Annotated in this window: 11 protein-coding genes and 2 pseudogenes; 1 reads left to right on the top strand and 12 read right to left on the bottom strand. The window is 64.4% G+C overall.

Going from position 1 to position 15,283, the window contains the following annotated elements:
* From ACE3SL_RS11695 to ACE3SL_RS11675, 5 genes and pseudogenes are all read right to left on the bottom strand, one after another.
* Positions 1 to 137 (bottom strand): annotated as a pseudogene (locus ACE3SL_RS11695) (ATP-binding protein); the annotation flags it as partial.
* 315 nt (positions 138 to 452) lie between these two features.
* Positions 453 to 575 (bottom strand): annotated as a pseudogene (locus ACE3SL_RS11690) (GntR family transcriptional regulator); the annotation flags it as partial.
* A 14-nt stretch (positions 576 to 589) separates the two neighbouring features.
* A complete protein-coding gene (locus ACE3SL_RS11685) occupies positions 590 to 1,498 on the bottom strand; it encodes a phytanoyl-CoA dioxygenase family protein (RefSeq protein WP_374525904.1) in 909 nt (302 codons plus the stop codon).
* 10 nt (positions 1,499 to 1,508) lie between these two features.
* On the bottom strand, positions 1,509 to 2,123 hold the full coding sequence (locus ACE3SL_RS11680; RefSeq protein ID WP_374525903.1) for an acyl-homoserine-lactone synthase: 615 nt from the start codon (positions 2,121 to 2,123) through the stop codon (positions 1,509 to 1,511).
* Between the two features lie 90 nt (positions 2,124 to 2,213).
* Positions 2,214 to 2,948 carry an autoinducer binding domain-containing protein gene (locus tag ACE3SL_RS11675; RefSeq protein ID WP_374525902.1) on the bottom strand — a complete coding sequence of 245 codons (735 nt, stop codon included), beginning with the start codon at positions 2,946 to 2,948 and terminating at the stop codon, positions 2,214 to 2,216.
* Between the two features lie 346 nt (positions 2,949 to 3,294).
* Between ACE3SL_RS11675 and ACE3SL_RS11670 the strand changes: the two genes are divergently transcribed.
* Positions 3,295 to 3,996, top strand: a complete 702-nt coding sequence (locus ACE3SL_RS11670) for a TetR/AcrR family transcriptional regulator (protein ID WP_374525901.1) — start codon at positions 3,295 to 3,297, stop codon at positions 3,994 to 3,996.
* Positions 3,997 to 4,044: 48 nt separating this feature from the next.
* Here the strand turns inward: ACE3SL_RS11670 and ACE3SL_RS11665 are convergent, their stop codons facing one another.
* From ACE3SL_RS11665 to ACE3SL_RS11635, 7 genes are all read right to left on the bottom strand, one after another.
* Positions 4,045 to 5,580: an acyl-CoA synthetase gene (locus tag ACE3SL_RS11665; RefSeq protein ID WP_374525900.1), complete on the bottom strand. Its 1,536-nt coding sequence runs from the start codon at positions 5,578 to 5,580 to the stop codon at positions 4,045 to 4,047.
* Between the two features lie 193 nt (positions 5,581 to 5,773).
* Positions 5,774 to 7,984, bottom strand: a complete 2,211-nt coding sequence (locus tag ACE3SL_RS11660) for a TonB-dependent receptor (RefSeq protein ID WP_374525914.1) — start codon at positions 7,982 to 7,984, stop codon at positions 5,774 to 5,776.
* A 204-nt stretch (positions 7,985 to 8,188) separates the two neighbouring features.
* Entirely contained in the window at positions 8,189 to 8,641 is a 453-nt protein-coding gene (locus ACE3SL_RS11655) for a DUF4334 domain-containing protein (RefSeq protein WP_374525899.1), read from the bottom strand.
* A 31-nt stretch (positions 8,642 to 8,672) separates the two neighbouring features.
* Positions 8,673 to 9,767 (bottom strand): Zn-dependent alcohol dehydrogenase, encoded by a 1,095-nt coding sequence (locus ACE3SL_RS11650; RefSeq protein WP_374525898.1) that lies wholly within the window; start codon positions 9,765 to 9,767, stop codon positions 8,673 to 8,675.
* A 549-nt stretch (positions 9,768 to 10,316) separates the two neighbouring features.
* A complete protein-coding gene (locus ACE3SL_RS11645) occupies positions 10,317 to 11,270 on the bottom strand; it encodes a TauD/TfdA dioxygenase family protein (protein ID WP_374525897.1) in 954 nt (317 codons plus the stop codon).
* A 37-nt stretch (positions 11,271 to 11,307) separates the two neighbouring features.
* Complete coding sequence (locus ACE3SL_RS11640; protein WP_374525896.1) at positions 11,308 to 12,660, bottom strand: MFS transporter; 1,353 nt, start codon at positions 12,658 to 12,660, stop codon at positions 11,308 to 11,310.
* The gene (locus ACE3SL_RS11635; RefSeq protein WP_374525895.1) at positions 12,657 to 15,065 is read right to left on the bottom strand and encodes a TonB-dependent receptor; all 2,409 of its coding nucleotides are present in this window, start codon (positions 15,063 to 15,065) and stop codon (positions 12,657 to 12,659) included. Before ACE3SL_RS11635 ends, ACE3SL_RS11640 begins: the two co-directional genes overlap by 4 nt.
* Positions 15,066 to 15,283 lie beyond the last annotated feature (218 nt).

Below are 15,283 nucleotides of genomic sequence, written 5' to 3'. Positions count from 1 at the left end.
TGGAACAGCAACTGTCCTCCCGAGCGTGCGAACGGCAGATATCCAAGCTCGTCGAGCACCACCAGGTCGAGCCGCGACAGCTGCGCCGCCAGGGTCCCGCCCTTGCCGATCCGGGTCTCCTCTTCGAGGCGTGTCACCACCTCCAAAGCGCGAATTGTCATGCTTCGCTCGACAATATTGACGATCGCAGCGCGAAGTTCGCCATTTGAACTGCCCATCGCGATCGTCCGGAAGAGAATTTCGATGGCTTCCGGATAGGAGTCGTGAGGCGCGAGATCGATCAGTCCGCCGGGCAAATCGAGAAGCGGCGATCTGCCCTTCAATGCCAGCGACAGTAGCGCGCCGGCCCATCCGTAAAGGTCGACGAGATCGGCCTCGTTCAGAAGCGGCTGACGGAACCCCTCCTGGTGCCAGCTCTCGATGATGCGCTCGCCGGAGAGGCGATAGAGAGCGTCACGCACCGGCGTGGCGCTGGCGGCAAGCGATTTCGCGAGATGCACGGGTTCGAGCCGGGTTCCGGGCCGATAGGCACCCGAGAGGACGCGCGCCTTCAGATCCAGATACACGCGCTCCATGGTGGCGCCCGGGCTCATGCCGCGAGCGCCCCCTCGCCGCCTCGGCGCTGGTCCGCCACATGGTCGGCGAGCAGCGCTGCCTGATCGGGCCGCAATGCGTCGATCGCAGCCAAGGGCTCGTCGGGATAGCCGCCGAACAGCACCGACGGGCACTGTCCCTCGAAATTGCCGAGATTGGGCCGGTGCTGCGCATAGCCAGCAAGCGCCGCGAGATCGGGCGGAAAGCCCTTCGCAATCTCGGGCGGATAGGCCAGCCACTGATTTTCATAGGGCTTGAGCCAGCCAAGGCAGTAGCTGACGATGATCCCGCGCCGGACGCCCGAGCTTCTGTTCGCACCGGCACCATGTAACGTCGATCCGAGGAAGACGATCGCGTCGCCGGGCTCGGCGGCAGCGACGATCGGCGCCTCCTTCGGTTCCTCGACAAGCGCTTCGATCCCGTGGCTTCGCGGCCAGACCAGCGTCCCGCCATTCTCCTCCGTAAAAGCGGTAAGCGGCCACATCACATTGATGAGATACTCGACCTCGCCCAGCGCGCCCGACCACATATCCTGATCCCGGTGCGGAAACTGTGCGAGCGCGCCGGGGTGCAGTTCGATCGCCTGGGCGAGATTCAGCTGGATCCGGTCGCACCAGTTGCCGAGCGCGAGTTCGGCGAGGCCGAGAACTGCCGGGTTCATCACCAGCTCGGCCATGTGCGGCGAGCGGATCAGGAGCCGGCCGAACCGCTTCGTGCGCTCGCCGTAGAAGCCTCCCTCGCAAAAGGGCGTGGCGGCATAGCGGGGTCCAAGGTCCTCGGCGATGCCCCTGATCAGCGGCGGCGAAGCCGCGTCTTTCAGGATCGTATAGCCCTGTTCCATGAGCTCGCGGCCAGCGGCGGATCGGGGCGCGGAGGCGTCGAGCGCGGCGTGATTGATCATCATCGTTCCCTCCTCAGGCTGCGCAGGCGGACGAGGCCGCCACGGCGCTGCTGACGATCCCGGCGTCTGAGAGCCTTGCCAAAGTCGAAGCATCGACATCGATGCGGAGCGCGACAAGCGCCTGTCCGCGGTGCAGCGCCGGCTCGCCGAGCGCGCGGCAATCCCAGCCGAATGTCTGGATCTGGCGGAACCAGGGGAGCTCGGCGACGCCTGTATAGGTGCTGATCTCATTGGCGAGCGCGAACTCGACAAGCCCGACCAGCAGCGCGTCGCGCGCGACCAGCCGCTGCCGCGCGCCGATACCGGGCGACAGGCAGAAGCGCGTGATTTCGAGAATGTTCGGCCCTTGCGGCACCTCGCCCGCGACCAGCCCCGGAAAGAGGCTGTCGAGCAGCGCGGGCCGGGTCGTGAGCAGCAGCCGCGCCGAAGCGAGATGCTCCCCTTCCGTATCGGTCACGATCAGATAGGTCGCGTCCGCATCGTCGAAATGGTCAAGTTCGAACCGATCGGCGAGTGCTGGGATATCCCATTTCAGCAGATCGATGAACACGCGCTTGCGCGCCTCGAACATCGTGCGCATCGCCTTATGCTCGAGCGCCCGGTTGGTGGAATCGACAATAAGCAGCATGGTAAAGCCTCCGTTTGAAAAGAGGCGTTCCAATTGAAGGGCTTTTTTCCCCCGCACCATAGCATGATCGGGGGGTGTCAGCGATTTTTCTCAGCGCTTGGCGATGTCCTCGAAACTGATGTCGCCATCGTACAGCGCGCGTACGGTGAGCGTGATGCCGCCATTCGCCTCATAGCGCTGCCGGGCATTGCGCAGATGTTCGCGCACCGTGTCCGGGCTGAGACCGAGCCGCAGTCCGATCCTCCGGACGCTTTCGCCCTTTGCCGACCAGATCAGCACCTCGCGCTGCCGGCGGGTAAGCCTGGGGCCGAGGTGCGCGAGTTCGGGATAGGCGATCAGACGCGCGGCATCGAAAGCCGGACCCCCGATCATCCGGGCGAATTGCAAAGCATCCGCACTGGCTACCGTTCCGGGTTTCCACGCGAAGGACACCGACCCATGCGCATGTCCGGGAAGATGCGCAGGAACGGTAAGACCGTCGCCGATGCCGTGGCGCTGGGCCGCGGCAAGGATCATTTCGTCCTCGGGACGATCGGGCTTCATATTGTGCCACAAGAACCCCGACATATTCCGCTGGCTCTCACGGTGGACCGGATCGGTGACGCCGAGCCGCTGCTCGTCGAACCAATGCGCCCACTCCTCGGGGTAGTTATGCACCCGCACGCCGCGGTCGGGCGCGGCTAGGAAATCGACATGATGGCTGAGCGCGAACCAGGAGCAGCCCATCAAACGGCAGGCCTCCTGCAGCAGGTCGGCGAGACCCGCCTTGTCTTTCACCCGAGTGACGTCGAGCGCAAACGCGTGCGCGGCGTCGATCGTTGGCATTGCGACCCATGGCGCGCCGACCGGCGTTTCCGACCGATCCGGTCCGCGTGCCCCTCGTCAGTGCGGGAGGCCCTGCCCTCTTACTGGACTGGCCGGCCCGCTCGCGATCGATCGCTGCTGGTCGAGGCGATCTTGGGAGAATCTGAAAGTGCGGGCTAACGCGATATATTCCAACTATATTCGGCCGATAGAACCAGATTGAGGCCAATTCCAAGAGTGAGCGCCTTTCCGGGCCGCGCATAAGCTCCGGCAGCCTGTGCGGACGACAGGAACAGGCTCCGCCGGCCGGCTGGGAACATGTCCCAATATCGTTGCAGGCCCGCGCCTTCCTCCCTATTCGATAATCATGAACGAGGAGACCATGGAGACGCTGGCCGAAACCGGGGAGGACAGGCCCGGTCCCGAGGAGCGCACTCGCGACGCCGGCGGCCCGGGAAGCCGCGGCTCGCATGCCGAGCGCCGCGAAACAACCCGGGCGCGGGCTTTCGCCGCTGCCACCGACATATTGCATGAAGTCGGCTATGCAGGATCGAGCATCCTGGCCGTCGCCAAACGAACGGGCCTCAGCCGCGGCGCGCTCGCCAAGCAGTTCCCGATCAAGGCGGATCTCTATGCGGCGCTCGTCGAGCAACTGCTCGACGAAATGCGCGAGACCGCGCTGGCGCATGTCCGCACCTTCCCTCGTGGCCTGCCCCGCGCCATGGCGCGCGTCGACGCGATTTGGGAACTCTACAAGCATCCGCCCGCCTTCGCGGTGATCGAGGTCATGCTGGGGGCGCGGAGCGATCCCGAGCTTTCGGACCGCCTCGCCCGTGTCGGCAGGTCACGCTACCTCATCGAGCGCGAGCTTCTTGCGAGCGATTTCGAGGATATGGGGATCGTCGACCGGCGAACCGCAGGCCTTGCGACGATCCAGATGCTCGCCACGGTCCGCGGCCTCGCACTCGAACGCATATTGAACAAGAGCAGCGCGACGCTCGAAGCCGCCTTTCTGATGCAGCGCAAGCAGATCGAAACAGTTCTTCGAGACCTGATGAAGGCAGGCTGATCCAGCGTGAGCCGATCGCCGGTCCCGGCGACGCGGCAACCCCGCAGACTAGACGGCCCGCCCGGCAGGCCAGAGTTCCTCCCGGATCTGTTTTTTCGCGAGCTTTCCGGTATCGAGCCGCGGAAGAGTCTTCCGAAAGATGAAGCGCCTCGGGATCTTGACGTGGGAGAGTCCCTCGCGCGCAAAGATGTCCAGTTCGGCGGCAAGAGCGTCCCCCGCATCTTCCCACACAAGAGGTTCGACGACGGCAACGACCGTCTCGCCCAAATCCTCGTCGGGGGCGCCGAGCACCGCGATGTCCGCGACGGCAGGATGGGTGATGAGGAGATTCTCAATCTCCTGCGGATAGATGTTCACCCCTCCGGAGATGATCATGAAGCTCTTGCGATCGGTCAGGTACAGATATCCGTCCTCGTCCAGCCATCCGATATCGCCGAGTGTCGTCCACCCGCGCGGATGGCGCGCCTCCCGGGTTCTCTCCGGGTCATTATGATATTCGAACTCGCGCCCGCCCGAGAAGTAGATGAGGCCTTCCGACCGTGGCGGAAGTTCGCGGCCCTGCTCGTCGCAGATGTGGACGGTCTCGGCGGCCGAGCGTCCGACCGACCCCTTGTGCTCCAACCAGTCGTGCGGTCCGATCGAGGTGCTCCCGTTCATCTCCGATCCGCCGTAATATTCGTGGATGATCGGCCCGAACCAGTCGATCATCGCCTCCTTGACCGGGATCGGGCATGGCGCGGCCGCATGGACCACCGTCTCGAGTGAACCCACATCAAAGGCTTCGCGTACTGGAGCAGGAAGTTTGAGCATGCGGACGAAGTGGGTCGGTACGAATTGGGCTAATGTGATCGCATGACGCTCGATCAGGGTGAGCGCCAATTCCGCGTCGAATTTCTCCATCACGACCGCCGTGGCTCCGATCCGTCCCATCGCCATGCACCAGCGAAGCGCCGCGGCGTGATATAGCGGCGCCGGACAGAGATAGATGGTCTGCGGACCAGCACCGAATTTGGCAGCGATGGCCTGCGTTACCGGTTCGGGCGCGTCGATCGGCAGGCCGGGCTCGTGCCGGGGCGCGATGCCTTTCGGACGCCCGGTCGTTCCCGACGAATAGAGCATTTCGATTCCGGCTGCCTCGTCCGCGATCGGCTCGTCAGGCATGCCTTCGAGCATGGGCTCGATCGCGCGAAACAGGCCGGCGGATGCCCCGACCCCCAAGGCATGAATCGTCAATCCGGCAGCCGCCAGCGCATCGCCGATCGCTTCCAGCGAATGCGATGCGATGAACAGCGCCGCGCCGCTGTCCGCCAGGATATGCACGATTTCGGATGCGTTGAGCTTGTTGGAGATCGGGACATAGCGCACGCCCGATCGCTGCGCACCCCATGCGATCTCGAGAAATTCGCGCCGGTTCTCCAGGCTGAAGGCCATCGTGTCGCCCGGGCGAAGCCCGAACGCGCGGAAAAGCTGCGCATAGCGGTTCGAGCGCTGGTCGAGGGCGCCATAGGTCACCACTTCGCCCGAAGGGGCCATGATGAAGGCTGGCTTTGCAGCCTGACCGCGGCTGTGGGCTGACGGATGCATCGTGATATGTCCCTTATTATCGGCGCGGCGAGCAGCGGCGTCGCCAGTCCGGGGCCCAGCCCGCACCCGCCATCAAGGAAAAAACGGGAGCCGCGCCTCCGCGGCTCCCAGTGCCCTGAGCTTACCGCCGAGGACTGGGCGGAAAGAAATGGAAGCGGCCCCGGCTGCGCGCCGCTGACCGCCTCGCGAGGTCCTAATATTTGTAACCGAGCGTCAGGCCGATCTCGCGCGGCGGCGAGTAGGCCACATTATACCCGTTGTCGTTGATGCTCGAGCCGGCGGCATAGGCGGTATTCGTTATGTTGCGGACGAACAGCGTGGCCCGGAAATTGCTGTCACGCGGCGTGAAGCTGGCCGACGCATTCCAAACGCCATATTTGCCTTGCGTGACATAGCCCATGACGTCGTGCTTGTAGCTCGACGAATAATTGTAGCCGAGATTGAAATTGGCCTCGCCCCCTGCAATCTCCGGGGAATAGTCGATCCCCGCCGAAAGGATCCATTTCGGCGAACGGATGAGACGCTGGCCGCTCGCATCGGCATTGGCGGAGATCGGCTGCCCGTTGACGAGCGGGAAGGTCTGCGCGGCGGCGTAATTGTCATATTCCGCATGCGGGAGCCACGAACCGCCCCCCGTGATCTTGAATGCCGGCGCAATCTGGACCGAACCGTCGAAGTCGAGCCCGTAGATGCTCGCCTCGGCCGCGTTCGCGGTCACGATGACATTGTTCACATAGCTCTGAACCTGGAGATCCTTATATTTATAGTGGAATCCGGACAGGTTGACGGCAACGCCGCGATCGGCATATTTGATGCCCGCCTCGAAGGCATCGAGATGTTCGGGATCGACCGACGCCCCGGGTGTGCGGGGAACGATCACTCCATTCACCAGCTGATTGAAGGCCGAATAGGACAATAGTCCGCTCTTATAGCCCTGGCTGAAGGTCGCGTAGACGTTGAGGCTGTCGGTTGCCTCCCACTTGATCCCGAGGCGGCTCGTCGCCGCGCTCCAGCTCTTTTCATTGGGCTGGGTGAAAGGAGCATTCCGGATATTCGTGCCGCGCAGCGAAAGCGTATCGAACGAGTAGCGGATGCCGGCCAGAATCGAGAAGCGGTCGGTGAGCTTCAGCGTTCCTTCTCCGAAAGCCGCGAACGAGTCTGTCTCGGCGCGCGAGAGATAGAGGAAGGTGTCGCCCCAGAGGCTCGCCTCGGTCTCGTTCACGATGTGCAGGCCGTAAACGCCGGCGATGAAGGAGAAAGGACCAAAGTCTCGCGAGGCAAAGTTGAACTCCTGCGAGAGGAACAGAGGCTGGCGGTAGAACCAGCGCAGGTCCTGGCATCGCCGGACCGACAGGCAGGATGGCGAATAGGCCCCCTCGACGTCGCCGCGTCCCGACGGCATGACGCGCTGATAGCCCGTGAGCGACGTGAAATCGCCGATGTCGCTCTCGAAGTCAGCGCGCAGCGTCAACGCGTAGGATTTGAGCAGGCTGCGTCCGGGCACGTCGAAAGCGACCTCCCAGGGCGTCTCGCCGATGATCGCGTCGGGATAGATGAGCGCGCCGCCCGCGTTGACCTGCAGTGCCCGCGAGCCGCGGTCCTGGATCGAGCTGGCCGTCTCGATGTCGAGATGGCTGTAACGCGCGCTGAGCGCAATCCGGATCGAGTCATTCGGCTCCCAGAGGAGCTTCGCCGCCACATTTTCCGTGAGCGAGCGGCCGTACCGGCCGTCCGATCCGGGGCTGATGTTGGTGAGGTAGCCCGAATTGAACGTCCGCACGCCCGAGAAGCTGATCCCGAGACGGTCGTCGACGAGGGGTGCGCTCACAAAGAGACGCTGTTCGTTATTGGTCACCGCGTTGGAAGCCCCGCCGCCGATCCGGCTCAGCGTGACGGAGCCGTCGACCTTGAAATCGTTGAGATCGGGGTCGCGCGAATAGACGAGAATGGCCCCGCCGACGGCGTTGCGGCCGAAAACGGTTCCCTGCGGCCCCTTCAGCACCTCGATCCGCGATACCATCGTCGGGTCGAAGGCGAGATTGTTGGACTGCGAGGCACTGTAAATGCCGTCGATATATACGGCGACGGGCTGCTCGATGCCGCCGGCGCTGCTCACCGCGGTGCTGGTAATGCCGCGGATCGCCGGCTGGGCCGACGTCGCAAGTCGCGTGAAGACGAGCCCGGGGAATGCGTTTCCGAGGTCGGTCGGGGAGCGGATGCCAGCGGTAATCAGCTGGTCCGCGTCCTTCACGAGGATCGTCGCAGGCACCTCCCGAATGCTTTCCGACTTCTTCTGCGCGGTGACAATGATGTCGCCCGAATTTCCGTCCGCACCGGCTTCGCCCGTGCCATCGGCGGCCTCAGCGGCCGTCTCGGCGGCCGCGGCCGAGGTCGCGGTGGCCATAGCCAGTGAAACCAGTCCTGCGGCAACGATCATGTTCTGCTTTTTCATGTTGTCCTCCTCCCAAATTCCTGTCTCGGCTCGACCGGCGGATACCCCCCGCCCTGCGCGTGCGCACAACCAGCCGCCCCGTGCCGCGCATTGCGCTCGCACGGGCGTTCGCCCTCATTTCCTCTGATTGCCCCGGTCAGGGGCGCTGCGTGTCCCTCAGCCCGCCTGCCTGTCGCGGATGAGCCAGAAGAAGCCTTTCGGCTTGCCCTTCCAGTCGCCGAGGCCGATCACAAGATCGTCATTGACCTTGCGAAAATAGTCCATCAGCGGTCGATCGTCGTAGATCACGGCGGACTGGACCTTCTCCCAATATCCAACTTCGCGAAGCCGCGCCTCGCCCCAGTCGCCCCAAGCGTAAACCTCGCCCGCCTCATTGGTGCGCAGCATGGGCTCGCAATGTTCGGGCGAGTTGAACCGCTTGCCGTAAAAATTGCTAATGGTCGTCTGGCCGCTGAAGCTTCCGCCGCGCCACTGCCCGAACATGAATTCGTTCGTCGTTCCCTCAAGCTCCAGGAAGAGCGGCTTTATCGTGGCATAGTCGACGATCTCGCGGTTCTCGACCATTTGCTCGAACCGCTGCTCTGCGGTGATTTCCGTTGCGGCGTTCATCGGGTCTTCCTTCCTTCTTTTCGGGTTCAATCTAGAATGTGACAACCGAGCGCATGGCTTCGCCGCTCTCCATGGCGGCGAATGCGTCCTCGAGATTTTCCAGGGGCAAGCGATGCGAGACCAGCCCGGCCAGATCGAGCCGGCCCTGCCGATAAAGTTCGAGATAATATGGGGCGTCGAGCTTGAAGCGACTGGACCCCATGAGCGAACCCGTGATGCGCTTTTCGGACATGAGCTCGCCAAGCGACAGCTCGAGGCGCTCGCGGCGCGGAGGCGCACCCACGAGAACGGCCGTCCCGCGAATGCCGGTCGCCGAAATCGCCTGCCCCATGAGCTTCACGCTGCCGACCGCGTCGAAGGCATAGTCGACGCCCCCGCCGCTGAGCTCGCGAATGGCCTCGACCGCATCGACCGCTGTCGGATCGAGAGTGTCTGTGGCGCCAAAGCGCATGGCAAGATCGCGTTTGCCGGGAACGATGTCGATCGCGATAATCCGCTCGGCACCCGCGATGCGCGCCCCCTGGATGATCGAACTCCCGATCCCCCCGCAGCCGAAGACCGCGACCGTCGATCCCGGATGGACCTTCGCCGTGTTGAGCGCCGCCCCGACCCCCGTGATGATCGCACAACCGAGCAGCGCCGCATGATCGAGGGGAATGTCGGTATCGATGCGAAGGACGGCCCCCTCGGGAAGCAGCATATATTCCGAAAATCCCCCGAGATCGGTGAAGGGTGCGATCTTCTCGTCGCCGTTGGCAAATCGGGGCCCCGCTCCTTTTGGCCGTCGCAGCCAGCCGCGCTCGCGGCAGAGGTGGCGCCGCCCGGCGATACACTGGCGGCACTGGCCGCAACCGACCGAGTTGCAGGCGATGACATGATCGCCGGGAGCGACGGTCGTCACCCCGGCGCCGACCGCCTCGACGACCCCTGCGGCCTCATGCCCCATGATCGAGGGGCAAGGGCTGATCGGCATCGAGCCTTGTTTGAAATGAAGATCGCTGTGGCAAACGCCGCACGCTGCCGTGCGGACGAGAACTTCGCCAGGCGCCGGATCGTCGACCCGCAGCGTCTCGATCGTGACGGGCGCGCCAAACTCGCGCAATACCGCTGCCCTGGACATCGCCATTGGACCATCTCTCCCATTGAATCCGGCCTGTGCCGCTTCATTATTTTGGAAACACATATGCTTCCAAAATATGCGAGTCAATCTCGATTTTGCCGGAATTGATTCCAAACCAATGTCAAACTATAGGGACAATTATGTTCCCCGAATTTCAAATCGATGCCACCGCGCGAACCCATGCGAATTCTGCGACGGATGCATCATCCACGCGAAGCGAACGCGACGTACCGCAGCCGGCTTCCCGTCCCTCGCAGCGATCCTTTCGCGTTCCTCCCGGCCAGGAATCGTCCTTGTCCGACGAGACCGTCATTGATGAGCCTGCCGGAGGCAGGGGGAGCCGCGGCTCGCACGCGGCGCGCCGGCGCGAGACGCGCTCGCGAGCCTTTTCGGCGGCGACGACGAGAGCAAGCAGCAATAACACGATACGTCTCATTCGGGACATCCTCCGAAAGGAAGGGCGGCACGCCAAGGGCGAATGGAACCCCGGCGCGCCGCAGTCTGGACCGGCGCTGTCGCAGGAAGGGAGAGAAGTCCGGCGCCGGCCGATTTCGGTCAGGCCGGTTCGTACTGAACCGCCTTTTCCTGCCGCACCGTGCGGCTCCGGCGGCCGTCGATCGCGACCGGCGCCTCGCCGTGGATCGTCGCGCGGCGCAGCGTCCGGCGCTGGAGCCCGAAGTCGGCGGTCGCGCGATGCTGGGTCGCCTGATTATCCCAGATCGCGACATCGCCCTCGCGCCAGCGCCAGCGCACGACATTCTCGGGCTGGGTGATATGATCCTGCAGCGTCTGGAAAAGCCGGGCGCTGTCGGTGGCGTTCAGCCCGACGAACTGCTTGACGAAATGGCCGAGGAGCAGGCTGCGCTGGCCGCTCACCGGGTGGACGCGCACCACCGGATGCTCGGTCTCATAGACCGTCGAGGCGAAGACGCTGCGATGCTCCTTGATCCGCTTCGCCGCGCTTTCGGCATCGGGGGCGGATTGCAGGATCGACGCATAGTCGTAGAGATTGGTGTGCGTCGCCCAGAGGTTGTTGACGAGCTGGCGCAGCACCTCGGGCAGGCCTTCATAGGCGGTCTCGCCATTCGCCCATTGCGTATCGCCGCCCGCCTCGGGGATTGTCAGCGCGCGAAGGATCGACGCCTTGGGATAGGCATCGACAAAGGTCACGTCGGTGTGCCAGCTCGACGCGGCATAGCCTTCCCTGCTGTCGAGTTCGAGCAGATAGCGCGAGCCTTCGGCGACCGGCACCGTCGGATGCGCGACCGGATCGCCGAGCAGCGCGGCGAAATCCTCATGCTCGCGGTCGGTCAGATGCTGCTGGTCGCGGAAGAAGAGCACCTTGTGCCGCACGAGCGCAGCCTCGATCGCCCGCACCACCGGCGCCGGCAGATCGCCCGACAATTCGACGCCGTGGACGATCGCACCGATCGTCCCGGTCACGGGGGTGATTTCGAGCGGGATATTCTTGTCGCGAGCATTCGCGTAGCTGTTGTGAAGGTCCGTCATGTCAGTCTCCTTTTTGGGTTGTCGGTTGGCGGCGGAGTTATTCGGCGAAGGCGTAATCCGGCGGCGCCGGATCGAGCTGTCGGCGAATTTCGGCGTGCGCCGCCTCGTCGAGCGGGAAGCGCGCGAGAAGGGCGGCAGACAAAGCATGGGCGATGGCGGGGCCAAGGCCGAAGACGAGCAGCAGGCTGTTCAAGGCTTCGGGGCTGTTCGCACCCTTGGGATCGAAGCCGAGCCAGCTGACGAGCGGCAGCGCGATGCCGACTGCGACCGCGGTCGCGGTCTTTCCGGCGAGGCTGAACACCGAATAATAGAGCCCGGTGCGATCCTCGCCGCTGTCGAGCCGGTGCTTGTCGGCGACGTCGGCGACGATGGCGCGCAGCATCAGATTGCCCGATCCCTGCGCGAGCCCCTGCGCCAGCGTCAGCGCGAGCAGCAGCGGGAAGGTGTCGGGCGTGACGAGCAGCAGCGACAAGTTGATCGCGACCTGCACCAGCTCGCCCGCGACTGCGGTGCGATGCTTGCCATAGCGGCGGCCGATGCGCAGCCAGATCGGCCCGGCGAAGATGCCGAAGACGAACTGGAAGAGGAACAGCCCCCCTGCCCACTCGGGCCGCCCCATGTAGAAGGTCACGAAGAAGACGATCAGCGCAGCGCGGATATTCTGCGCGAGCGTGACCGCGAAATCCGACGCCAGAACCCGAAGCAGCAGCGGCTCGCCGGTGATCGCGCGGAGCACCTGTTTGAGGTTGGGCCTGCTCGCGGGAATCAGCGGGAGCGGCGGCTCCTTGAGGGCGGTCAGCGTCAGCAGCAGCGCGGGCGCGACCGTCAGCAGGACGAGCCCGCCCATCAATGTCAGTTGCAACCGCCCGTCGCCGAGACGGAGCTGATCGGCGATCGTCGGCAGGATCAGGGTCAGCAACAGCGCCGACGAAGTCACGACCGTCTGATAGGTCGCGATCCGCGTGCGCTCGTGATAGTCGCCCGACACCTCGCCCGACCAGGCCTGGAACGGAATCTGCACCGCGGTCCAGCCGAGATAGAGGAAGAAGAGGACGATCCCGAGCGACAGCGGCGTGACGCCGAAGGGCGGGAAGAAGAGGAAGATCGCTGCGATCGCGAAGACCGCCCCGCCCGCCGCGATCCATGGCTTTCGGCGGCCGTAGCGGGTGCGGGTCGCATCGCTCAGCGCCCCCATCAGCGGGTCGGCGAGCGCGTCCCACAGGCGCCCGAGCAGGAAGATGATGCCGATGACCGTCAGCGACAGCCCATAGTCGCGCGCATAGATCGCGGGGAGGTAGACGCCGAGCGGCAGCCCGGCCGCGGCGAGCGGCACCGCGACCGCCGAAAAGCGGACGAGCTGGCCCGCAGTGGGCGGCGGCACGGCGCTCACAGCTTCGTCCTCAGCGTGAGGCCGACGGTGCGCGGCTCGCCGATCAGCGCAGTAACGAGACCGGTCACCCCCGGCGACAAGGTCTGATAATAATCCTTGTCGAGCAGATTGCGCGCCCAGACCGACAGGTCGAACAATCCGTCGTCGGTGCGGAAACCGATCCGCGCGTTGGCCAGACCGTAGGCGGGAACGTCCCCATAGATGCTGTTGCTCGATGAGGTGTTGAACGACGAGCGGTGCGAATAGTCGGCATGAGCATAGACCGACACCTCGCGACCGCCGAGGCTGGTCAGCGGAGCCGAGAGGTCGCCGCCGATGGTATAGGTGAATTTCGGCACCCCCGGCAGCTGCTCGCCGGTCAGATCCTGGATCGCCCCTTGATTGAGCCGCTCGGGCGCCTGTGGCGCGTTCGGATAGTCACTGTAGGTCGTATCGGCATAGGCGACCGAGGCATAGAAGCTCGCACGGTCCCACGGCGCGAAGCTCAGGTCGCCTTCGACCCCGCGCGAGCGCACACCGGGAATGTTCGCGATATACTGGCGGACGTTGACCGTGTTCGGCACCTGTTCGGTGATCGCGGTCTGATAGTCGCTGATCTCGGTCCAATAGCCCGCGACATTGAGGGTCAGACGGCGATCCAGCCACTGCGACTTGATCCCGACTTCGTAGCTGTCGACCTTTTCGGGCGCGACGTCGGGGTCGATCCCCGGGGGCAGGTTGGTCAGGTTCAGTCCACCCGACTTGTTGCCGCGCGAATATGTCGCATAAGCGAGCGCGTCGTCGTTGAACTGCCACGACAGCGTCACGAGACCCGACAGGCTGTTGTCGGTGAAGGCGGTCGAGTAGCTTACGAGCGGATTGAACTGGTTGCGGATCGCGAGCGCCGCCGCGGCGGTCGCAGCCGGCAAGGTCGACAGGTCGATGCCCGCGACATGGAACTGATTGAACGAGCCGTCCTTCTTTTCATGCGTGAAGCGAAGGCCCGCGGTCAGCGTCAGCCGGTCGGCGAAAGTCCAGTCGAGCTGGCCGAACAGCGCATAGCTGCGCGTCCGCGGGTCGGAGGTCGAATTGGCCTCGAACCCGTTGAGCGCCGCATCGCTGACCGCGACCGGCACCGCCGGCAGATTCCACAGGCCCGCCGCGGGACCGTAGGCCGTGGCGCCCTTGCCGCGGATGATCTGCCAGAAATAATAGGCGCCGACGACATAATCGATCGGTCCATCGGTATCCGAGGCAAGCCGGAGTTCCTGACTGAACTGGCGCTGGCGGTTCGCCTGCTGCGCCTTGGTGATAATCGGCAGCGAGGTTGAATCGCCGTCGTTCGCCGGATTCCAGTCCCACCAGCGATAGGCGGTGATCGAGGTCAGCTTCGCGGGGCCGACGTCCCAGTCGATCTGCCCCGACACGCCATAGCCGTCCATGTTCGACTGATAATGGCCATCGGCTTCCCCTCGCCGCGCAAAGGGGTCGATCGTCGGAAATTTATAGCCGGGAAAGCGGGCCGCGCGCTGCGCGAAATTGTTCGGAATGACCGCGCCATTTTCATAAGTCCCGAAATAGCCGGCAAAGACGTTGAGGACGTGGTTCTGTTTCTGGCGCGAGAAGTCGCCGATGATCCGGACCTCGAAATCGGGCGCCGGTGTGATGAGCAGTTGCCCGCGCACGCTCCAGTTCGAATAATCCTGCGCGCGTTCCTTCTGGGTGGTGTTGTAGAGAAAGCCGCGCCGCTCGGTGACCGCGCCGCTGAGACGCACCGCGATCAGGTTGTCGACCAGACCGCCCGATGCCGAACCGCGAAGCTGGTAATAGCCATAGTCGCCCACGCTCGCCTCGCCAGAGAATTCGGGATCGAAGCTCGGCTTGCGCGAGGTGATGTTGATCGCGCCCGCGGTGGTGTTCTTTCCGAACAACGTTCCTTGCGGTCCGCGCAGCACCTCGATCTGCTGGAGGTCGACGAGGTCGAACTGCGTCTGCCCGACACGGCCGTAATAGACATTGTCGATATAGAAGCCGACGCCATTCTCGAGCCCGTCGTTGGTCAGCGCGACATTGCTGCCGAGACCGCGGATGTTGATGTTGGTGTTGCGCGGATTGAAGCTGAACACCTGCAGGCTGGGCACGATCTGCTGGATCTGGGTCAGCGTGTAGTTGCCGGTCTTCTCGAGCGTTTCGGAGCCGACGACCGACAGCGCGATCGGCACGTCCTGCGCGCTTTCGTCGCGGCGGCGCGCCGAGACGATGATGGCGCCGCCATCGTCATAATCGGCCGCCGCTTCGGCAGCCTCGGCGGCGCCGGCATCGACCGCCGCCGCCTCGGCCGCAAAGGCAGGCGCCGCCGGGACTAGCAGCGCCGCGCCGAGCAGATATTTCAGACGATGTTCGGGAGAATATTTTCCGGTTTTCATGTCGTTTCCCCGGGCGGCGATCCCGCCCCCTTTTTTGTGTGATGGATGGTGGCGCCGGGCGCGGCGCCGGATCGGGCGGCCGCCAGCTCCGCCCCCCACAGCGCACGGGCAGCGCTGCGCAGGGACGCAGGGTAGCGGGCCAGATCCGACAGGTCGGATTGGGTCAGCAAAGGCATGGTTCACCTGCCGCCGGCACACACGGACGCCGGACGCAAGGC

This window comes from Sphingopyxis sp., assembly GCF_041916015.1.
In the GTDB taxonomy this organism is placed as follows: domain Bacteria; phylum Pseudomonadota; class Alphaproteobacteria; order Sphingomonadales; family Sphingomonadaceae; genus Sphingopyxis.
Note: the sequence above shows the minus strand (reverse complement) of the source record. Positions and strands in the feature narration are given on the sequence as shown.

Bases quoted from the DNA above. Each gene is read 5' to 3' on its own strand.
- ACE3SL_RS11665 (WP_374525900.1), bottom strand. From the start codon at position 5,580: ATGCATCCGTCAGCCCACAGCCGCGGTCAGGCTGCAAAGCCAGCCTTC.
- ACE3SL_RS11675 (WP_374525902.1), bottom strand. From the start codon at position 2,948: ATGCCAACGATCGACGCCGCGCACGCGTTTGCGCTCGACGTCACTCGG.
- ACE3SL_RS11645 (WP_374525897.1), bottom strand. From the start codon at position 11,270: ATGACGGACCTTCACAACAGCTACGCGAATGCTCGCGACAAGAATATC.
- ACE3SL_RS11655 (WP_374525899.1), bottom strand. From the start codon at position 8,641: ATGAACGCCGCAACGGAAATCACCGCAGAGCAGCGGTTCGAGCAAATG.
- ACE3SL_RS11660 (WP_374525914.1), bottom strand. From the start codon at position 7,984: ATGGCCACCGCGACCTCGGCCGCGGCCGCCGAGACGGCCGCTGAGGCC.
- ACE3SL_RS11685 (WP_374525904.1), bottom strand. From the start codon at position 1,498: ATGATGATCAATCACGCCGCGCTCGACGCCTCCGCGCCCCGATCCGCC.
- ACE3SL_RS11680 (WP_374525903.1), bottom strand. From the start codon at position 2,123: ATGCTGCTTATTGTCGATTCCACCAACCGGGCGCTCGAGCATAAGGCG.
- ACE3SL_RS11635 (WP_374525895.1), bottom strand. From the start codon at position 15,065: ATGAAAACCGGAAAATATTCTCCCGAACATCGTCTGAAATATCTGCTC.
- ACE3SL_RS11650 (WP_374525898.1), bottom strand. From the start codon at position 9,767: ATGGCGATGTCCAGGGCAGCGGTATTGCGCGAGTTTGGCGCGCCCGTC.
- ACE3SL_RS11670 (WP_374525901.1), top strand. From the start codon at position 3,295: ATGAACGAGGAGACCATGGAGACGCTGGCCGAAACCGGGGAGGACAGG.